This window comes from Flavobacterium sp. C4GT6 (genome assembly GCF_036347315.1).
In the GTDB taxonomy this organism is placed as follows: Bacteria; Bacteroidota; Bacteroidia; order Flavobacteriales; family Flavobacteriaceae; genus Flavobacterium.
The window spans coordinates 80,455-101,824 of the sequence record NZ_JAZGZU010000002.1; the positions used below are offsets into that span (position 1 = coordinate 80,455).

The 21,370-nt window shown below is 37.7% G+C and carries 18 protein-coding genes; 10 read left to right on the top strand and 8 right to left on the bottom strand.

The genetic code is table 11. From position 1 onward, the window contains the following. The first annotated feature begins 53 nt into the window (after positions 1–53). Positions 54–1,412: a UDP-N-acetylmuramate--L-alanine ligase gene (locus V3Z67_RS02555; protein WP_330441845.1), complete on the top strand. Its 1,359-nt coding sequence runs from the start codon at positions 54–56 to the stop codon at positions 1,410–1,412. Between the two features lie 12 nt (positions 1,413–1,424). Here the strand turns inward: V3Z67_RS02555 and V3Z67_RS02560 are convergent, their stop codons facing one another. Then, positions 1,425–2,009 (bottom strand): DUF1287 domain-containing protein, encoded by a 585-nt coding sequence (locus V3Z67_RS02560; protein ID WP_330441846.1) that lies wholly within the window; start codon positions 2,007–2,009, stop codon positions 1,425–1,427. 86 nt (positions 2,010–2,095) lie between these two features. Here V3Z67_RS02560 and radC point away from each other — a divergent pair, with 86 nt between their 5' ends. The 7 genes from radC (at position 2,096) to V3Z67_RS02595 (ending at position 7,418) form a co-directional block, all read left to right on the top strand. After that, positions 2,096–2,794: a RadC family protein gene (gene radC / locus V3Z67_RS02565; protein WP_330441847.1), complete on the top strand. Its 699-nt coding sequence runs from the start codon at positions 2,096–2,098 to the stop codon at positions 2,792–2,794. Between the two features lie 11 nt (positions 2,795–2,805). Further along, complete coding sequence (locus tag V3Z67_RS02570; RefSeq protein WP_330441848.1) at positions 2,806–3,327, top strand: hypothetical protein; 522 nt, start codon at positions 2,806–2,808, stop codon at positions 3,325–3,327. A 179-nt stretch (positions 3,328–3,506) separates the two neighbouring features. Continuing rightward, positions 3,507–4,139 carry an ABC transporter ATP-binding protein gene (locus V3Z67_RS02575; RefSeq protein ID WP_330441849.1) on the top strand — a complete coding sequence of 211 codons (633 nt, stop codon included), beginning with the start codon at positions 3,507–3,509 and terminating at the stop codon, positions 4,137–4,139. Beyond that, positions 4,136–5,512 (top strand): ABC transporter permease, encoded by a 1,377-nt coding sequence (locus tag V3Z67_RS02580; RefSeq protein WP_330441850.1) that lies wholly within the window; start codon positions 4,136–4,138, stop codon positions 5,510–5,512. Before V3Z67_RS02575 ends, V3Z67_RS02580 begins: the two co-directional genes overlap by 4 nt. Then, positions 5,505–6,011, top strand: a complete 507-nt coding sequence (locus V3Z67_RS02585) for a hypothetical protein (protein ID WP_330441851.1) — start codon at positions 5,505–5,507, stop codon at positions 6,009–6,011. The genes V3Z67_RS02580 and V3Z67_RS02585 overlap by 8 nt, the downstream gene beginning before the upstream one ends. 7 nt (positions 6,012–6,018) lie before the next feature. Beyond that, positions 6,019–6,702: a YjjG family noncanonical pyrimidine nucleotidase gene (locus V3Z67_RS02590; RefSeq protein ID WP_330441852.1), complete on the top strand. Its 684-nt coding sequence runs from the start codon at positions 6,019–6,021 to the stop codon at positions 6,700–6,702. Positions 6,703–6,704: 2 nt separating this feature from the next. After that, positions 6,705–7,418 carry a hypothetical protein gene (locus tag V3Z67_RS02595; protein ID WP_330441853.1) on the top strand — a complete coding sequence of 238 codons (714 nt, stop codon included), beginning with the start codon at positions 6,705–6,707 and terminating at the stop codon, positions 7,416–7,418. Between the two features lie 2 nt (positions 7,419–7,420). Here V3Z67_RS02595 and V3Z67_RS02600 read toward each other — a convergent pair whose 3' ends face one another. Continuing rightward, a complete protein-coding gene (locus V3Z67_RS02600) occupies positions 7,421–8,698 on the bottom strand; it encodes a replication-associated recombination protein A (RefSeq protein WP_330441854.1) in 1,278 nt (425 codons plus the stop codon). An 89-nt stretch (positions 8,699–8,787) separates the two neighbouring features. On the opposite strand from V3Z67_RS02600, the gene V3Z67_RS02605 reads away from it, so the two are divergent. Beyond that, positions 8,788–9,630, top strand: a complete 843-nt coding sequence (locus V3Z67_RS02605; protein ID WP_330441855.1) for a rhomboid family intramembrane serine protease — start codon at positions 8,788–8,790, stop codon at positions 9,628–9,630. Here V3Z67_RS02605 and rlmB read toward each other — a convergent pair. The 5 genes from rlmB to V3Z67_RS02630 all read right to left on the bottom strand — a co-directional run bounded on the left by rlmB (position 9,627) and on the right by V3Z67_RS02630 (position 16,416). Beyond that, positions 9,627–10,361, bottom strand: coding sequence for a 23S rRNA (guanosine(2251)-2'-O)-methyltransferase RlmB (gene rlmB / locus V3Z67_RS02610; protein ID WP_330442157.1), 735 nt, complete (start codon positions 10,359–10,361; stop codon positions 9,627–9,629). The genes V3Z67_RS02605 and rlmB overlap by 4 nt on opposite strands. 61 nt (positions 10,362–10,422) lie before the next feature. Further along, positions 10,423–10,920, bottom strand: coding sequence for a lipid-binding protein (locus tag V3Z67_RS02615; protein ID WP_330441856.1), 498 nt, complete (start codon positions 10,918–10,920; stop codon positions 10,423–10,425). A 12-nt stretch (positions 10,921–10,932) separates the two neighbouring features. Then, a complete protein-coding gene (locus tag V3Z67_RS02620; protein WP_330441857.1) occupies positions 10,933–11,691 on the bottom strand; it encodes an immunoglobulin-like domain-containing protein in 759 nt (252 codons plus the stop codon). A 16-nt stretch (positions 11,692–11,707) separates the two neighbouring features. Next, positions 11,708–13,249, bottom strand: coding sequence for a SusD/RagB family nutrient-binding outer membrane lipoprotein (locus V3Z67_RS02625; RefSeq protein WP_330441858.1), 1,542 nt, complete (start codon positions 13,247–13,249; stop codon positions 11,708–11,710). Between the two features lie 11 nt (positions 13,250–13,260). Beyond that, positions 13,261–16,416: a SusC/RagA family TonB-linked outer membrane protein gene (locus V3Z67_RS02630; protein ID WP_330441859.1), complete on the bottom strand. Its 3,156-nt coding sequence runs from the start codon at positions 16,414–16,416 to the stop codon at positions 13,261–13,263. A 487-nt stretch (positions 16,417–16,903) separates the two neighbouring features. On the opposite strand from V3Z67_RS02630, the gene V3Z67_RS02635 reads away from it, so the two are divergent. Beyond that, on the top strand, positions 16,904–19,645 hold the full coding sequence (locus tag V3Z67_RS02635) for a fibronectin type III domain-containing protein (RefSeq protein WP_330441860.1): 2,742 nt from the start codon (positions 16,904–16,906) through the stop codon (positions 19,643–19,645). A gap of 53 nt (positions 19,646–19,698) precedes the next feature. Here the strand turns inward: V3Z67_RS02635 and V3Z67_RS02640 are convergent, their stop codons facing one another. Then, positions 19,699–21,363: a hypothetical protein gene (locus V3Z67_RS02640; protein WP_330441861.1), complete on the bottom strand. Its 1,665-nt coding sequence runs from the start codon at positions 21,361–21,363 to the stop codon at positions 19,699–19,701. Positions 21,364–21,370 lie beyond the last annotated feature (7 nt).

Consider the following 21,370-nt stretch of genomic DNA (forward strand, 5'->3'; position numbering starts at 1 on the left):
ATTATTTTCCCTGTAAGGTTGGGAAGCTTATATAAAAAATAATCAGAAATTAAATGCGTACACATTTTATAGCAATAGGGGGGAGCGCTATGCACAACCTTGCACTGGCACTTCACGAAAAAGGATATGTAGTTACCGGTAGCGATGATGCCATTTTTGAACCATCGCGTACAAGGCTTGAAAACAAAGGGCTCTTGCCTCAGCAAATGGGGTGGTTTCCTGAAAAACTTACTGCCGATATTGATGCTGTAATTTTAGGGATGCATGCCAAAGCCGATAACCCTGAGTTATTAAAAGCGAAGGAACTGGGTCTTAAAATATATTCGTACCCTGAGTTTTTATATGAGCAGTCAAAAAACAAAACCCGTGTTGTCATAGGTGGTTCTCATGGGAAAACCACCATAACCAGTATGATTCTTCATGTAATGAACTACCATGATATAGAGGTAGATTATATGGTAGGGGCTCAACTGGAAGGCTTTGATACAATGGTGCATTTAACCGAAGAAAACGATTTTATAGTACTGGAAGGCGATGAGTATCTTTCGTCACCTATAGACAGGAGACCTAAGTTTCACTTATATCAGCCTAATATAGCCCTGATAAGCGGTATTGCCTGGGATCATATTAATGTGTTTCCAACCTATGAGAACTATGTAGAGCAGTTTGAAATTTTTATTGAAAAAATTACCAACGGTGGTATACTGGTTTATAATGAAAACGACCCGGAAGTTAAGCGTGTAGCCGAAGCTGCTTCAAACCCAATTAGAAAACTGCCATACCATACTCCGGATTATTCGGTTGAAGATGGTGTAACATATCTTGAAACTCCCGAAGGTGCTATGCCTATTGAGGTGTTTGGAGAGCACAACCTAAACAATCTTGCCGGTGCCAAGTGGATATGCCAGAATATGGGAGTAGATGAAGCTGACTTTTATGAGGCTATAGCTACTTTTAAAGGGGCAAGCAAACGACTGGAGAAAATAGCTGATAACGGTAAAAATGTAGCGTATAAAGATTTTGCCCATTCTCCAAGTAAGGTGGCTGCCACTACAAAAGCGGTTAAAGATCAATACCCTGACAGGAAACTTATTGCCTGCCTTGAGCTGCATACTTACAGTAGCCTTAATGCCGAGTTTTTAAAAGAGTATGAAGGTGCTTTAGATAAGGCTGATGTGGCTGTGGTTTTCTACTCGCCCGAAGCGGTAAAAATAAAACAGCTTGAAGAAGTTACTTATCAACAGATAGCGAAAGCTTTTAATAGGGAAGACCTTATTATTTATACCAACCCTGAGGCTTTTAAAGAGTATTTATTCCATTTAAAATATGATACCGAAGGCGTAGCACTGCTACTTATGAGTAGCGGTAACTATGGCGGACTTAATTTTGATGATGTGAAAACATTACTATAAAAAAAGAGGGATTTAATGTCCCTCTTTTTTGTACCGGTAGTGCCCGCTTACAGAATAGTCAAAGAGGCAGTCTTCTAAAACTTGTCCGCTGCCTATATTGTGTACAATCATATAATTGCCTGATTTTCCTTTTTTGTTTACTACAATCCCTATATGTGGTAGGTTGCCGCCCAGCATCCAGGTAACAAGGTCTCCGGGTTTGTAATCACTTCCCTTTTGTGTTACGGTTAGTTTTTCTCCTTTGCGGGTAAAAAAGGTTTGAAGGTTAGGTACCCTACGGTGATCAATATTAGTATCTGTAGACTTTAATCCCCACGACTTGGGGTATTTTGAGAAGTTAGCCTTCATGTCCTCGTGTACCTCCTTTTGCAAATCAATGCCCAGTTTACGGTAAGCGCGTATTACTACATCAGTACATACACCGGTGTGTGCAGGGACATCGCCGTTAGGATATTTGATTTTTACATAAGAAGGGTCATACCTTACACGGTCTTCGGTAAGGGTAATTGCCGCATCGGAAAGGCGCTGGTAGAAGTCTTTTTCTACATCTGCCTTAAAAATGGAACCGATAAGGAATAATAGTAAAAGTTGCTTCATTAATAAGGTGTTTAGTAGGTTAACGTAATATTTTTATAAAATAGTATGCAGTTTTTAATTAAATTCGCAAACCTTACTTTAATAAAATGGAAGAAACCACAGGAAGCTTCTCAATAAAATATTGGGCAGAAGACGATAAACCACGTGAAAAATTAATACTTAAAGGCAAAACAGCTCTTAGTGATGCCGAACTTATTGCTATTCTTATAGGGTCGGGGAGCCGCAATGAAAGTGCTGTTGAACTCAGTAAACGTATCTTAAAAAGTGTCGATAATAATCTTAATGCTCTCGGCAAACTATCGGTTAAACAATTAATGACCTTTAAGGGGATTGGGGAAGCAAAAGCGGTTACTATAGCTGCCGCTGCCGAACTGGGACGAAGAAGAAGGGAGGAAGATACTGTCGACCTGAAAAAGGTAACTTCAAGTAAAGCGGTATACGAAATCATGCAACCGCTTATAGGCGAATTACCGCATGAGGAATTTTGGGTACTGTACCTTAATAATTCCAATAAAGTGATTTACAAATCCCAATTAAGTAAAGGCGGTATAACAGGTACTATAGTAGATGTACGCCTGGCATTTAAGCTGGCACTCGAGCATAACGCTACAGGAATGATATTGGTGCACAATCACCCTTCGGGGGCATTACAGGCCAGTGAGCCCGACAGGCAAATAACTAAACAAATGCAGCAGGCAGGGCAAAGTTTAAGTATAAATATTCTTGACCATGTTATAGTGACCGAGAAAGCCTATCTTAGTTTTGCTGATGAAGGTTTTTTATAAATAAATTTTTTATGAATGATTTAGAGTTTTATAAAAGCATTTATGATAGGGAGTTGAATAGAAGAACTAGTTTAGATGATTCTGTTTCAAATATATTGACTTCAATATCCATATTGATAGGAGTAATTTGGTATTTTTACTCTAATGTAGAGTATAAATCTTTCATTAGGGATAATAATCTTATTCTTGTCTTGTTAGGATTAGCTTTTCTTTTATTATTGTTTAGTATGATATTTTTAATAAAGTCATATAATAATTTTTTGAGAGGATTTAATTATCCTAATATAGCTTACCTGCAAGAGGTAAGGGCTTATCAAACCGAAGGTGTTGTGGATTATAATAAAAGAGTAAAGGCTAATGAACAAATTAGTTTCGAAGAGAAATTGATAGATAGACTTATACGTATTACAGATGAGAATACAAGAATTAATGATAGAAGGGCATACGACATGTATGTTTCAAAGACATTAATGATTATTTCTTTGTCAATGTTAGTCTTTCCTATTTTAATATTAATAACTAAAACTTTATAAATTTATGTTTGATGATGATGATAAACCAGAGGCTCCGAGAGAGATTCCAGCATTTCCAGATGACAGAAGAGAAAAATCTGAAGATGGGATGCTTGATGTAAATTAAATGACAGTTATTAAGGTTAATATTTTAATTATTAGCCTTAATATTTTTAACTTGCAGGGCGTCTAAATAAAGAATGATGATTACTACAAAAGATATTCGCTTTTCCTATGGTAAAGGCACCTCTTTTCAGTTTCCCAATATAGTAGCCTCAAAGGGAGACAGTTTGTTGATAACAGGAGGGTCGGGGAAAGGTAAAACTACATTACTGCATATTCTTGGAGGCTTACTAAAACCGGAATCAGGAGATGTGCTTATAGATGAAACAAACCTATCGTCTCTTTCAGACAGGAAACTGGATCATTTTCGCGGTAAAAATATAGGGTTGGTATTACAACAGGCCTACTTTGTGGCATCACTAAGTGTACTGGAAAATGTGGTGCTGGCATCATGGCTGGCAACAGGTCATCAGGCAACTGAAAAGGCAAAACAGCTTTTGGAACAGCTGGATATTAAAGATCACTTACATAAACTGCCATCACAGTTAAGTATCGGTCAGCAGCAAAGGGTGTCAATAGCCCGTGCGCTAATCAATGAGCCTAAATTACTCCTTGCAGATGAGCCTACTTCAAGTCTGGATGACGAAAATGCCTATAAGGTAGCCGATATGCTTTCGGGGCTGGCAAAACAATTTGGAACTGCTTTGGTAATAGTTACTCACGACCAGAGGTTAAAAGACCGTTTCCCTAATCAAATCACTTTATCATGATTACTAAAATTGCCTGGAAAAATATATGGTTTAAACCGCTTAATACTATACTAAGTATAATATTATTAACGGCGAGTGTGGCTATAATTACCCTGCTTATATTATTGCAGGATCAGTTTGAGAAAAAATTCAACGATAATATAGACGGTATTGATATGGTACTTGGTGCTCAGGGTAGCCCGTTGCAGCTTATACTGTCATCGGTTTATCAGGTAGATGCGCCTACCGGTAATATTGATTATGCCGAAGCTAAACAATGGATGAACCACCGCTTTGTGGAAACAGCTATACCATTGGCCTTTGGTGATAATTACCGTGGTTTTAGGATAGTGGGTACAACTCCCGAGTATCTCAACCATTATGGAGCTGAGTTAAGTGAAGGAAAAGTATTTGAACATAACTTTGATGTAGTTGTGGGTAGTGCTGTGGCACAAAAAATGAACATTAAGGTTGGTGATAAGTTTTTTGGTTCCCACGGAGATTCAGAAGAGGGAGAAGTACATGAAGATCACGCCTATGTAGTAACCGGTATTGCTTCACAAACAGGTAAGGTAGTAGATAATTTAATACTGTGTAATATACCTAGTGTTTGGGCAATGCACGATCATGAGCACGAACATAATCATGATGAAGAAGAAACTGCAGAGGCGCATAATCATGATGATCACGATCACCATGACCACAATGCAACTGAAGAGCTGCATGATCATGATGACCATGCTGTGGCAGAAGAGGCTCATCATCACGATGATGACCATGATCACGACCATCATGCTGAAGAAGCTCACAACCACGACCATGTAAATGTGCCGGTAAGCGAAGAAGGGAAAGAAATTACGGCTGTATTACTTAAGTTTAAAAGTAAAATGGCTATTGTTACCTGGCCAAGGCTAATACCTCAAAATACAAAAATGCAGGGAGCACTTCCGGCTATAGAGATAAACAGGCTGTTTACACTATTTGGTATCGGGTTGGATGCTTTGCAGTATTTGGCTTATGGTATAATGCTTATATCGGGTATCAGTATCTTTATTGCTTTGTTCAATACGCTTAAAGAGAGAAAGTATGAGTTTGCTTTATTACGTGTTAACGGGGCAAGCAGGCTTCAGTTATTAATGCTGGTGCTTATAGAAAGTCTTTTACTTTGTGTTACCGGATATATTTTTGGAACGATTGTTGGACGATTGGCACTAAGCCTTATTTCGGGTTCGTCTGAAAGCGAATTTAAAATTTCGTTCAACCCCTTAGAGTTTGTGTGGGAAAAAGAAGGATATTTATTCCTGCTCACTATCTTTGTAGGGGTTTTGGCAGCAGTTATACCTGCGGTTAAGGCTTATGGTTTAAATATTTCTAAAACACTGGCAAATGCGTAAAAATTATTTAGTAGTAGCAGTTATTATGTTTTCGGGGTTAATGTTGATGTCTATGCGTACACCATCTGTAAATGCCTCGGATTTTATAAAGCAAGCAACGGTTAAAGACAATATAGAGATTTTTGCAGATACACTATCGTGGAAACTTCTGGGTGAAATAAAATATGTAAAAAAGGCTAGCGACGACTATCCTGAAGGGGTAATGTTCCCTGTAGTAAATTCAACACTAAAAGCAAAAAACAAAAAGCCTATAGTGATGAGCGGTTTTATTATCCCGATAGATAACAAAACTTATGCGCTTAGTAAAAATGTTTTTGCTTCGTGTTTCTTTTGTGGTCAGGCAGGCCCCGAAACTATTATGGGAATCAAGTTCAAGGATCCAAACATGAGACTTAAAACCGACCAGTATGTAACATTACAGGGAACTTTTAGGTACAATGACAGTGATGTAGACGACTGGATTTACCATATTGAAAATGCCGTTATTGTAAAACAATAGTCAGTTTATGAAACTTCCCGAAAAGAAAGCTGTTTTTTTTGATCTTGACCACACCTTGTGGGACTTCGAGAAAAACTCAGCGCTTACTTTTGAAGCCATATTGCAAAAGCACGAGGTAGGAGTGAATATTCCCGAGTTTATAAAGTTGTATATTCCTATAAACCTTAAATACTGGAAAATGTTTCGTGATGGTCATATAGGTCAGCAGGAACTAAGGTATAAAAGACTAAAGGAAACTTTTGATGCTGTGGAGTACAGTATTGATGATGAACTTATCAATACCCTGTGGGAAGATTATATAGAACTACTGCCTACCTTTAATCATTTACACGATGGTGCGGTAGAAATACTGGAGTATTTAAGTCCTAAATATAGTCTTCATATAATAACCAACGGGGTACAGGAAGTAGGAAAACTTAAAAACTCTCAAATTCATCATTATTTTGAAACAGTAACAAATTCTGAACATGCAGGATATAAAAAACCCGATGCCAGGATTTTTGAATATGCTTTAAAAGTAGCTAATATAGAAAAGCCTCATGGTGTTATGGTGGGTGATTGTATTGAGGCCGATGTACAGGGCGCTTTAAGTTGCGGACTGGACGCTATTTATTTTAATGAAAACAAACTGGCGGTAAAAGAAGGGATATCCCAAATTAATCACCTGCTGGAGTTAAAAAACTTTCTCTAATTATGAAAAAACTTATCCTTCTTGCTTTATTAATTTTTGCCTCATCATCGGTTAAGGCACAAAGTACAGATGTTAGTGATTATAAATATGTTGTTATACCTCAAATCTTTGACTTTCTGGCAAAGAAAGATGAGTACAACCTTAACACCATCACTAAAATGATGTTTGAGAAAAAAGGGTTTGAAGTCTATTTTGAAGGTGAAGAACTTCCTTTTGAAGCAAAAATGGATCGCTGTAAAGTGCTTTATGCGGATTTGATTGCAAATTCTAAGTTTCTTTCTACCGGCATTACCATTGTAATAAAAAACTGTGTAGATCAAGAAGTATTTAAATCAGACGAAGGCTTAAGTAAAGAGAAAGAATTAAGAAAAGCATACTATGCCGCTTTAAGAGAAGCTTCTCAGTCATTCAACGCTATGTATTATCAATATAAGGGAGAAGAAGCAACACCACTTATAGCCAGTTCTAAAGAAGACGGTACTTCGGTTAGAAAAAGAGATAATCAATTGTATGCCAAACCTACTTCATACGGTTATGAGCTACTTGATAAAACCGAAAAAACCGTGCTGAAAATGTATAAAACGTCTCAGCCGGATTCTTATAGTGCTAAAATGGAGGATGTAACAGGGGTTGTATTCAAAAAAGACGAAAAATGGATTTTTGAATATTACTTAAATGACGAGCCTGTGAGCCAGGAGCTTAATGTTAAGTTTTAATATTAGTAATTATACTTATCTCTCCACCTGTTTTTAAGAAAATCACGGGTGGCATTTTCACGACTGTTATTTCCGGGTTCATAAAAAGCAGTACCTTTTATATCATCGGGTAAAAACTCCTGATCAACAAAGTTATTGTTGTAATCGTGTGCGTACTTATACTCTTCGCCATAGCCCAGTTCCTTCATTAGTTTAGTAGGAGCATTACGCAAATGTAACGGTACAGGTAAATCGCCTGTTTGTTTTACTGCCTGTTGTGCTTTGCCAATAGCCATGTATGAAGCATTACTTTTTGCTGAAGTAGCCAGGTAAACAGCACACTGACTTAATATAATTCTTGATTCAGGATAACCAATGGTTGAAACAGCCTGAAAGGTATTGTTAGCCATTATAAGGGCTGTAGGGTTGGCATTGCCAATATCTTCAGATGCTGATATAAGCATTCGTCTGGCAATGAATTTTAAATCCTCACCGCCTTCAATCATTCGGGCAAGCCAGTAAACAGCACCATTAGGGTCACTTCCTCTAATCGACTTAATGAAAGCCGAGACAATATCATAGTGCTGCTCTCCGGTTTTGTCATACATCACCGTGTTTTTTTGAGCAAGATGCATAACCCTATCGTTAGTTATTATAATATCATCTCCTTCAGATGCATTAATAACTAATTCAAATGTGTTTAGGAGTTTTCTGCCATCACCGCCTGAAAGGCGTAGTAAAGCTTCGGTTTCCCTAAGGTCTATTTTTTTCTGTTTCAGTATTTCGTCTGCTTGCATAGCTCTGTGCAATAAAGCCTCTAAATCATCTTTCGAAAAAGCGTTAAGCATATATACCTGACATCTTGACAATAATGCGGGTATTACCTCAAAACTAGGATTCTCGGTAGTTGCACCTATTAATGTTACCCATCCTTTTTCTACAGCAGCTAACAGTGAATCCTGCTGCGACTTACTGAAACGATGAATCTCATCAATAAAAAGAATAGGGTTTTTGGATGTGAAAAGTCCGCCGCTTTGTTTGGCTTTTTCAATAACATCACGTACTTCCTTTACGCCCGAATTAATAGCACTCAGTACATAAAAAGGCCTTTTAGATTCTTCGGCCATAATTTGTGCAAGCGTCGTTTTACCCGTTCCAGGAGGCCCCCATAATATTAATGACGGGATTACTCCGCGTGCAATTTGATGGGTTAACGATCCGTTTGGGCCAACTAAATGCTGCTGACTTATATACTCAGATAATTGTGTAGGGCGTATGCGTTCTGCTAAAGGTGCTTCCATGGTGTAAAATTACTGATTTATGACAAAATTGCACTAAGACAAAATTGGTTAAATTATTGTGTGTTTACAAAAAGCTTAACACACTATTTATGACCGATAACCAATTTAAATTTTCACCTTCTGTACTGGCATGGCCGCTTTACTTTGTATTGCTGCTGTGGGTAGTGTTTTGGGCTGACGGAAAGTTTCACCTTCATTTAACCGAATTCGGTATTTATCCACGCACATTAAAAGGCTTGAGAGGGATAGTGTTTAGTCCGTTTCTTCACGGTAGCCTTGAACACTTATATAATAATTCTATTCCGTTACTGGTACTTATTGCCGGGTTAAGGTACTTTTACCGTAAGCAGGCGCTACAGGTTCTTGTATATGGAGTGTTACTGTCTGGCTTTATTACTTGGTTAATAGGGAGGGAGTCTTATCATATAGGAGCAAGCGGACTCATATATGTACTGGTAAGCTTTATGTTTTTTAAAGGAATGCAGAGTGGTTATTACAGGCTGGTAGCTCTTTCGCTTTTAATTGTGATGTTTTACGGTGGTATGATTTGGTATGTGTTTCCTGATATAGAAGAGGGGATATCATGGGAAGGACATTTAGGCGGACTTATCACCGGTGTACTTTTCTCAAGAATTTATTCTACGCCACAATATAAAAAACAAATTACTTACGATTGGCAAAGACCGGATTTTGATCCAAGTCAGGATCCGTTCATGAAGCGATTTGATGAGAATGGTAATTTTGTAAATCCTCCTAACTCTGAACCTGAGGAAGAGCTTATTGATGAACATGGCGAGCAGGTTACACAAGGTAATGTTAATACGGCATCACATACACATAATGCACATGTGTTTCGTATAGTTTATAATTATGTTCCTAAGCCTGAAGAAGAGGAGAGGGAAGGAGATACGGAACAAGAAAAGGCAGACTAAAGTCGCTGCCTTACTGCTTCATATAAAAAGGCGCCACAGGCAACCGATACATTTAATGATGAAATAGTTCCAAACATTGGCAGTTTGGCTTTTTCGTCTACTATTTTTAAAACAGAAGGATTGATTCCCCTGTCTTCAGATCCCATTATAATTGCTACAGGCTCATTAAAGTTTACATCATAAATAGTGCTTTCGGTTTTCTCGGTTGCTGCTATAGTTTTAATGCCCGATCCCTGTAAATGGAAAATAGCATCTTTAATGTGCTCAACTTTACATATAGGTACATTAAAAACAGCTCCTGCCGATGTTTTAACTGTATCACCATTTACCGGTGCCGATCCCTGTTTCTGGATTATAATACCATCTACACCCGTACATTCGGCAGTACGGATAATGGCTCCAAAGTTACGGGCGTCAGATAATTGATCCAGTATAAGGAAAAGAGGAGTTTTATCACTTTCTAAAACAGTTTCAACAAGTTTTTCTAAATTATGGAAACTTACAGGTGCAATAGTGGCAACAGCTCCCTGATGGTTGTTGTGTGTAAGCCTGTTTAGTTTTTCTACCGGAACATAGCTAAAATTAACGCTGTTTTTCTTGATGGTTTTCATCAGTTCACGCATCAGGTCTCCCTGAGCGTCTTTCTGAATAAAAACCTTATCAACTTCCTTACCGGCATTTATGGTTTCCATAATGGCCCTTATCCCAAAAATCTGATGTTCTTTTTCCATGCTGCAAAGGTATAAAAAAACCACCCTGTTAAGGGTGGTTTTAAGAGACGAAGTTTCTCTTTTAATACTCATCTTCCAAAAAGCCGGTTCTTTTGTGTCCTGCGAAGATGATTATTGTACCCGGATCATAACTAAACTCCCCTTTAAAGTAAATACTGTCTGTTACCACTCCAGATTCTGAGTGTGCAGCATTTTTAAGTACTTTACCATCGGTTACATTAAAAGTACTTCCTGGGTCCACTAAATTATCCTCATCAGTGGTGGTAAAAGTAAGGCCGTTTAAATCTACAGCTACAGTGCCTTTTATCCAGTAACCATTTTGGTTATCGTCTATGTACATTCTACCGTCTCCGGCATTGGTGTCATATGTTTTATGAAGTATATGCTGAGCTAATACTGAACCTGATGCTTCATCTATAATGTCTATCCACCACTCGCCGTTCATGGCTACAGATGGTGTGGTTTCCATGCCATAGTCATCATACCCGTCTACATCACATGAAGTGATTGAGAAGGCAAAAATCCCTACAAGCAATAATAATCTTTTAATATTTTTCATGGATTACCTTTTTTAAAATTGAACTTGTGTAAGTGTACTTTCAAACGTATATGTTGTACCCGAAACATTCCAAACAGTTGTTAGTACAAGTGTTTTTGTGTCTGGATCAACAGTTAAAGCAGTTATTTCAGAGCTGCCTCCAAAATATCTGTTTGTTTGCGTACCCGGGAAACTAAAGTCGTTAGACGGGATATCGTTTGCAACAATAATTCCTCCCGGAGTTTCTGAAAAATCAATAGCTCTACCAAATAAGTACCAGCCTCCAAAAGAATCTGATATTTGGTAGCTACCGTCAGCATTTTTCCATATTAACATGTATTCAATATCAGTATAGTCGCCAGGATTAGTAGATGGCTGAGATCCGTTTCTGAAAACAGTAGAGGTGTATAGCCCTTCAATACTTGTTACAAGGTCTCCGGTATTAGCCACAATAACCTGCCTTGTTGCAGAGTCGCTAAAACCATCTACGTTTGTTGCAGAGTATTCCTGTGCATATATGTCAGAAATACTAGTGTCAAGCGTTGTAGATGTGTTGTTTCTGTATCGACCCACAAATCGGATGTCTACAGGGACTTCTACTCCGTCAATTGTTGCAACAGCACCCGGATCAGTATATGATTCGTCTACGTTTAAAAGAACTTCACCCCCATTAATCTCGATTATAGGGTAATAGGTTGTTTTAGATTCGACAGGGTCTTCAAATCCGCATGATGCTAACATAGCAAGGGATAAAAGTAAACCGGTCTTTAATGTTTTATATATAATTTTCATGACTTCAGTTTTTTAATTATTCAGTTTTCTGATCCCACCAAACATTATCTGTTAAGCTGTTATGCTGAGTTATGTTCGGGTTTCTGTTCACTTCATCATCCGGGTAGAATAATATACTTGGTATTTGTACATTAGGTAAAGTTGATATAGCCGATGGTATTCTGTTCCCCATGCTATAGTCTTCAGTTCCTTCAGGTACTACCTCAGGGAATTTAGTTCTTGTAGCTTCTATATACGACTCTATGTTGTTTACATATGGAAGAGAAGCCCATTTTTGAATCATTACCTGTCTTAAAAGTGTTTCTGTGTCGCCGGTTGCGTTATACTCATAAGCACCTCCTGCTCCTGTAAGTGCTGTAGCTGCAGCTGTAGCATCAGCAGCAGAGAATACCGGCTCAAGGTTTTCATCAGCATCTGTTAAATCATTATCCTTTTCAAAGTAGTTTGCATAAGTAAGGAATGATTGTAGTACACCATTGTCGTATTTTGCCTGAGCTCCGGCTCCTGCAGCATAGCGTATTAAAGCTTCTGCCTGAAGGAAGTTGCTTTCTGCCATTGACATTAGGAAAACAGGAGTTTTTGGCCAAATATTTGGTCTTCCGTAAGAAGCTGCTGTGTTGTTAAAATCGTTACCGGTTCCCTGAGAGATAGAAGGGAAGTTTAATGGGTTAGTTCCCGATGGTCTGTAAACAGCCTGAATTCTCATGTCACCATTAGTTTCATAAAAATCACGTAGTGTATTACTTGCTACATTGTTTACATCACCAAGTCTGTCAATCTGAACTTCATAGAAAGGGTTTCTCTGATTTTGAGAATCTCCAAAGTTTGTAAAGGCAGCATCAGCAGCGATGAAGTTATCTTCAGCAATTAACGCATTAACAGCAGTTGCATTAGCCATTGGTGTGTAAGCCATTCTAATATACATTTTTAATTTTAATGTATTTGCAAACTGTACCCATCTTGCTACATTACCTCCATATATCTGATCCTGAGATCCAACACCTCCGTTAACAGGGTTTGCTTCATATGCAGCTACTGCAGCATCTATTTCGGCCATTAAACCGGTATAAACGTCTTCACCCGAAGTTACAGCAGGTGTAATGTTGTCTATACCCTGAAGAGCCTCTGTATAAGGAACCCCATCAAACAAGTCTACAAGTAACTGAAATGTATATGCTTTTAAACAGGTAGCAATAACTACGGTTCCTGTATCACCATCTTGCTCAGCTTCGTTTATAACGAACTCAAGATCGTTAAGGCATCCTGCATACAATTCAGTCCAAAGCCTGTCGGCATATGATGTTGTTAAGTTATATTGATCAAAAACCTCATATTGGCTGGCACTAGGAGATTGTGTGTGGTACTGAGCCCAAAAACCTCCTAAGTTTGTTAATTCACCACCCAAAACAGTTACAAGGGAAGCCTCGGCAGAAGCAAGGGCTAGTCCTTTTGTTATTTGCGTAGGTGAGTTTGGATCAGTATTTATATCCAAATCATCTTCACAGGACGTAAAGACTACCGCAAATGATAGTAAGAATATTTTAAATATATTTTTCATGATAATTTTTTTTAAAAGTTTGCTTTAATGCTGAAACCGATACTTCTTGTTGAAGGGTTCGCGCTAAATTCACCAAACTGACTAGCTAAGTCTGTACCAAATGTTGAAGCTTCAGGGTCAATGTACTGATTGCTTCTAGGTGTCCATAAGAAAAGGTTACGACCAATGGCAGATACCTGTAATCTTTGAATAAATCCGTCACCTAATAATTCAGATGGTAAATCGTAGCTTAAAACAACCTCTCTTAATTTAATGAACGACTTGTCTATTACTGTTGCTCTTGCAAGTGCATCAGCTCTGTAGTAATCATCCATGTGTTCTACATCAACTGCAGTTGTGTTAGGAGAGTAAGAAACGCTACCGTCATCAGCTACATTTTTAACAACAGATCCAGGAACAATAAATGGCTGACGATCGTTGTATGTTGTTGTTATAGAGTTACCTGTAAATCGTGTTATATCTGCAGTACGAGAGTACATTAAACCTCCCTGGCGAATATCAAATGTGAAATCAAGTGTAACACCTTTCCATCTAAAGGTATTTCCAATACCCATAGTGTAGTCATATTGAGTGTCACCATAAACTTCTTTCACAGATGATGCAATTGGAACACCATTAGTATCTACTACAATATTTCCGTCAGGATCTGTTTCCGGAACACTACCCATAATAAGTGCGATAGGCTCTCCCGGTCTTGCTATAAGCGATGTTGTGCTTAAACCACCAAGGTCTACCTGTTGGATACGTGGGTCAAGCTCTTCAAGTATTGCATTGTTTGTCGCAAAGTTTACCGAAGTACTCCACTCAAAACCGTCTGTTTTACTTCTTATAAGGTTTAAAGTAAGTAAAGCCTCAAAACCTTTGTTAGATATAGTACCAATGTTTGCAGTTTGGTTTGTATAACCACTACTTGGTGCTAACGGAAGGTTCAATATCTGGTCTTCTACTTTTGCATCATAGTATGTTGCATCAATCGAGATTAAGTTGTCAAAGAATGAAGCTTCAATACCTACTTCAAACTCTTTTCTTCTTTCTGGTCTCAAGTCTGGATTTGCCAGTCTGTTACCTACTTCATAACCTGTTATTCCGTTTACAGGATAGTTGTAGTTTCTAAATCCTTGGTTGTCAACACTACCTAAAACATATACAGGTAGTACCTGGTATGGGTTTGTATCAACCCCTGTCTCACCATAACCAACTCTTAATTTACCGTAATTAATAACATTTTTAATTTCCGGGAAAGTGTTAGTAAATAACCAGCTCATGTTAGCACCTCCGTAAAATACAGATCTTTGATCTTTTGGAAGTGTAGAGTACCAGTCATTTCTTAAGTTAGCTGTAAAATATAACTGATCGTTAAATGAAACTGTTGTTGAGTTATATATACCATATAGTTTTCTTGAGTTTCTTGTAGATGCAATAGTTGGTACATCAGCACTGTTAGCAAACGAATAGAATCCTGGTATATCCTGACTAGGTACGCTTGCTGCAAGTGAACTACCTTCTCTTGTATTAGCATTGAAACCAAATGTAGAAGCTAAACCTACTTTTTCACTTAAATCAAAATTCAGGTTGTAAAGTATATCGTGGTTTAACTGCTTAATAGTATTGTGAGTTTCTGCATAAGTACCCGGCTGCTCTGTAGATGTACCATCGTTAGGGCTTCCTGGGTCTGCATCAACTTCAGCAGTCCATATTCTTAGTTTATCACTGTATTGGTCTAAACCAAAACGGTAAGATACACTAGACCATTTGTTTATTTCATATGAAAGTTCGATAGAACCATACACTCTTTCTTTGTTATAATCACTACCGTTTTCATTAAGAGTAAAATATGGGTTAGTTACACCATAAGGAGTGTAGTAATTAGATACATTGTGGAATGGGTTGTTATAATCTGCAAATTCTGTGATTGGAATATCAGTAGGAATCTGCATAAGGTTGTTGAATGTGTTAACCCCTTGTCCTGTAGATACAGCACTACCGCCTGTATTAACATAGTTTAAATTACCACTTAAAGTAAAGTTTTTGATTTTTGAACTACCCGATAAACCTATAGTGTTTCTTTCAAAAGAATCAGAATCTGTTGGGTATATACCATCCTGTTGCAGGTTAGAGTAAGAAAGTCTTACGCTGCTGTCTCCGCTACCACCTGAAACAGATGTTGTTGTAAATGTTGAAGTTCCAATATCAAAAAAGTTTTCCAGCTGGTCTTCCTGAAATACATAAGGTTTGATAAGTTGAGAATTGTTCACAACGTTCCCCCATGTACGTACTGTTCCGTCAAAGCGAGGACCCCATGAACCATTTTCACCTAAATAATGAACACCATCCCATCCCTGTCCGAAAGTAGACTGGTATTTAGGAGTTCTTAAAATTGAAGTGAAGAAAGTTGTTGTAGAGAAGTCTACAGCAAGTTTTCCGGCTTTACCTTTTTTAGTTGTAATCATGATAACACCATTTGCAGCACGCGAACCATAAAGTGCTGTTGCAGATGCACCTTTAAGTATTGTCATGCTTTCAATGTCATCAGGGTTAATGTCTGATGATCCACGACCGAAGTCATAACCTCCATTTAGGTCGTCGGAAAAGTTTGTGTTATCATTAATTGGAACACCATCCACTACATAAAGTGGCTGGTTACTACCACCAAGTGTACTAATACCCCTGATGATAACCCCAGATGAAGCACCTGGGTCTGTAGATGCATTGGAAATTACAACACCGGCAACTTTACCTTTAATAGCGTTAGCAATGTCTCCCTGTGCACCTTTTTCGATCTCTTCAGATCTAATGGTTGATGTGGCGGCACCAATCGATGCCTTTTCACGTTTAATACCTACCGCTGTAATTACTACGGCATCCAGTTCGGTGGTGTCGTCTGCTAAAGTTACATTTACTGTGGTTAATGAAGCAGGAATTTCCTGTGCTTTCATCCCAATGTAACTAAAAACCAGAACCTGATCCGGACTGACTTTAATTTCATACTTACCATCGATGTCCGTTTGAACTCCGTTTGTTGTTCCTTTAATTAAAACGTTAACACCCGGAAGCGGAAAACCTGTCTGGTCTACGACAGTACCCGAAACTGTCCTCTCCTGCGCAAATGAGATTTGCATTATCAACGCAAAGAAGAGCGTTAATAATCCCTTTAGTTTTGTCTTCATTGAAATAGATTTGAGTTAGTTAACCAAATTTCTTATGTTGAATCTATTATTCCAAATTTTTTGGGATATATTTTAAAAATTTAAGAGATTTTTAAGATTTTTTGTAAGAAAAAATGAACTAAATTGTAGTGATTGTGTGTTGATTTAAAGTTAATACTGTTAAAAGTGTTATAAAAAGTTAAATTTTTATATTTTTTTAACAAAATACTCTTCGCATTTCTTTAACTCTAATTTAAAGATGATGTAATTTAAAAACGATTGTAACAGTCTACTTTTGATGCGGACAAAAAAGTAATAGTAGATTAAGTAGTTTTAGTTTAGTTTAAAGGAGCTATCTGTGGAGACAGGTAGCTTTTTTGTTTTTATTGTTTTTCAGGTTCATGGAGTGAAGTTTTGTTAACTCATACTTAAACTTCTTGTAATCGCTATCATGATAAGTAAGAATAATTTTGCGCATCATTCATCATAAAACTTTAAATCATAAACAATGAACAGAATTTACTTAATGATTTTTTTCTGTGCTTTAAGTTTGGGAAGTTATGCGCAAACCTTAAATCCTTATTTGCAGGCACCAACCACAAACTCAATTTATGTTAACTGGAAAACAGATTCAAATCCAGAGTCGGTAGTTGAGTATGGAACAGCGGAAAATAATCTGACTAATACAGTTAACGGAACAAATCAGGTTTTTACTGATACGGGTTATCAGGATAACTATTATTATCATACTGTTAAGATTGAAGGGCTTTCTTCAAACACAAAATACTACTATAGGGTTAAAACCGGACAAGCAGTTTCTGAGGTTTACTCTTTTAAAACGCTTCCTATGCCGGGAGAGGCTGCTACGGCAGACGGACACCTTCGCTTCCTTGTATTGGGAGACAATCAAATGAGAAATGTTCCTCGCTTTGACTCATTAGTATCGGCGGCAAAAAGAAAGATAGCTGATAAATGGGGTATTGATGCAGATCCGGCAGATAATATCGCTCTTACTGTTATGGTAGGGGATCAGGTGGATGTTGGTACACTGGATCATTACGAAAATGTACACTTTAAAAAGAATAAAGCATTATCGGGTTATTTACCTATACAGACGCTTGTGGGTAATCATGAAACTTATGGTACACTGGGTATGCAGGCTTACTATGATCATTACATACTGGATGAGATGTCATATCAGGGAATCACGTCGGGTACCGAAAATTATTATGCTAACCAGGTAGGCAATACTCTTTTTATAGCTTTAGATACAGAACATACCGGTCTGCAACAGCTTAACTGGGTTACTCAGGTTCTTGAGGCGGCAAATAATGACGACACGGTAGACTGGATTATATCATTAGGTCACAGGCCATATCAGGCAGAGCAATATGTGGGTGATATATCTACCTGGGTTCGTAATACTGTTATGCCGGTTTTGGTAACATCGCCAAAACATATATTACATATAGGTGCACACCATCATCTGTATCACAGAGGGCAGTTGAAAAATACGCCAACCTATCAAATCATATCAGGTGGTGTGGCTTGGGATCAATATTGGGGTATGGCTGTTGAGGAGGATTTTGAAGATGTTCAGAAAACTATATCAAACTGGATTTATCAGATAATTGATATCGATGTGAACAATGGTACTTTTAGTGTGGAGGCTTACTCTATAGGTAGTGTGTATACATGGAAAGATAACGAACTTATGGATGAGTTTCACCGTTACTTAGGTTTAGAGTCTCCGGATACACCAGTAATTGAGAATGATTTTGACGGAGGAGATGTTGAACTTCCGCTTATAATTGAAAGTAGTGAGTATACTACAGCTTCAGACGAGCCTTTAAACTCTACGCAGTTTTTAATAGGTAAAACACCTGAGTTTGATATTGTGGAGAAAGATGTGTACAGAGATTTCGAAAATCTTTTCGGTCCTGTAGGTACGCAGGTAGATACAACTGCTAATATTAATGAAGGGGTAGATATTACTAAGCTTACTATAGCTGAAAACGAAATTCCAAACGGACAGTATTTTGTTAAACTACGTCACAGGGATAGTAATCTGAACTGGAGTGAATGGAGTGAGGTTAAATCATTTAATGTTGTAAATAGTGAGTTTGCTAATACACTTATCCAAACCGATACTATCGCTTATACGCCTAATACTCCGGTTACGGTTTCTTATTCAGATGCTCCGGGTAATAATACTGATTGGATTGGGGTGTATAAATTAGAGCAGGAGCCGGGTAGTGGTAGTCCGTCGGAAGACTGGGCTTACCTTAACGGGCAAAATAGCGGTAACATAGTTTTTGATGGCTTTGCTGACTATGGAAGATATTATGCTGCCATTTTTGAAAATGACAGTTATACTGAAGTGGCCGACAGACAGGTGTTTTATGTTGGGCCGTTTGTTGAATTGAGTACAGATGCAGAGGTGTACAATTCAGGTGATGCGGTAACTGTTTCTTTTGAAAATGCACCGCAGTTGCAAAACGACTGGATAGGTGTTTATAAAGTGGGGCATATACCGGGAGATGTAAACTCTACGCAATGGCAATATGTAACCTCGGCTGAAGGTAGTTTTACTTTTGAAGGACTGGCTGATGGGTATTATTATGCAGAGTATTATTTACAGGATGGTTATTACAGTATAGGTAATAAGGTGTTTTTCCAGGTGGGTGAGCAAATCACTCAGCTTATGATAAATAAAACGGTTTATAATCTAAATGAGAATATTATTGCTACATGGACCGATGCGCCGGGTATAATTAAAGACTGGTTAGGTATTTATCATGAGGGGGGTGATCCAAATGTTGATGAGCTTGTAAGTTATACTTATTTTGACGGACAGCCGGAAGGTACTAAGGTTATACCTGATGAGAATATGCCTGCCGAGCCGGGAGATTACTTTATAGTAATGTTTACTAATGATTCATATAACGAAGTGTCTAACAGAATCTCTTTTGAGGTTGAGGATGATAGTATGGGTGTTTCTGAATACAGTAGTGAAACAGTAGTGATGGTTTATCCTAATCCGGTTAAGAAAGGTGAGAAAACCTATGTCAAATCAAAATATCCAATTGATAAAATTGATATGTTTGATATGACAGGTAATCTGTTCTATTCGTCCAAAAATATAAACGATTATAATTATTCGTTAATCAATCAAAGCTTACCAAGCGGAGTGTATATTTTAAAAATACATTCTAATAAGGTGTATACTGTTAAGGTAATTGTAGACTAACTTACTATTATATGTGTAAAGAAAAGCTGCTTAATCAAGCGGCTTTTTTTGTTTTAAAAAGTAGTTCTAAAGCTTAGGTGTACAATAGAGTTAGATAATTTTATGGTTTGGTCTTTTGTACTTCCGTTGGCATATATTATATTAAAGAGTCCGGTTTTGGTTAAAAGTCCAAAACCAAATCCTAATCCAAGTAGGTTATCTTTTATGTTTGATGTTTCATCCTGAATATATCCATAATCAGTAATAGAGTGTATGTACATGTTTGGGGCGAGCACATAGCGGTATTCTGCCATAAGTGCAGTGTAGAGGTTTGCCTGTAGGCTGTTTTCATTAAATCCTCTAAAGGAATTAATACCTCCAAAACGATACAGTTCACTTACTATATAATTGTCGCTTTCTAAATAAAACGTTTGGTTTTTGAGGTTGATTATATTCCTGTCGTTTAGGTATAAGTTGTGTGATGCTTCCAGTTGAATAAAGTACTGGTCGCTGCTTCCTGCTTTTGAGTCCCGTTGTCCCAGTCCGCCTTTAACTTCAAGGCTGGTTTTTTCGGGGAATAAAAAGTCGTTGGTGTTGTAATTAGCATACTCATAAGTGGTGGTCCAAAAATGATTGGAGTAGTCGCTAAGGGTGGTGCTGTTTAAATTTTGAATATCTACCGATTCAGTTTGCTGGTAACCTAAAAACAGTTTTGAGTTGTAACTAAAGTAATAACCAAGGTTAAGATCGGTTACTGTGTTTTGGAAAGTGCTGTCCTGTTTAAAAATTTTAAGACTGGCTTTTATTCCAAGCGGACTCTTAAATATATAAGGTAGCTCCAGTGCTGCGTTAAAGGTGGTTTGTTTTTGTCCGTCGCTTTTCCAGTACAGGTTAAATTTCTCGCCTGAGTTTAATACGTTATTAAGCAGGATGTCTACATATCCGTTAAAAATAATGTTATCGCTATCGTCGTTGGTAAAGCCTATAAAGCCGTCAAAGGTGTTTGGTTTTCCTTTTTCAAGGTACACATATATATTAGTGCTGTCTTCTTTAAATAGGATTTCAGGGTAGCGGGGTTGGGTTACAAAACGCAATGAGTTGAAGTCTTTGTAAATGCGCTCTAGGTTGTTTTGGTTAAAAGTTTTTCCTTTATACTGTCGCAGTATATTTCGTCTTATCCCTTCGGGGAAGTTTTTGTATCCTTCTATAGTTAGTCCGTTTATGGTTCTCTTCTTTTCTGTTTTTAGCAGTAGGGAAGCATAGAGGGAATTGTTTGCTTTGTTGTAGTCTGATAATTGTACCGAGCTTATGGAGTAACCTTTCTGTTCCAGTAGTTTGGTGTTAGATGTCATAAAACTTTCGGCTTCTTCCACTGTTATTGTGATGGTGTCTTGAGTAATGTTGAGAAGCTCTTTTTCTTCTCCCGATATTTTTCCGGTGTATATATATAAGGTGTTGGTTTTGATTCCGGTACTAAAACTGTATACAAAAGTGGTATCGTTTGTTTTTATATAATCCTGAATGTGTGCTTCAAGGTATCCTTTTCTTTGTAAGGTGGCGGTTAGTTTTTTTGCCTCGTCACTAACTGATTTTGCATTGGGGTGTGATTTATTGTAACCAACCGAATCGATAATTTTCGTTTCGGTATCGGATTTACCTTCGGCTTTCAAATAGTAATTTTGAGCGTTTGCCCAAAAAGAAAAAAACAAAAGAGTGTATATGGATAAAAGGTATTTCAATTTTTGA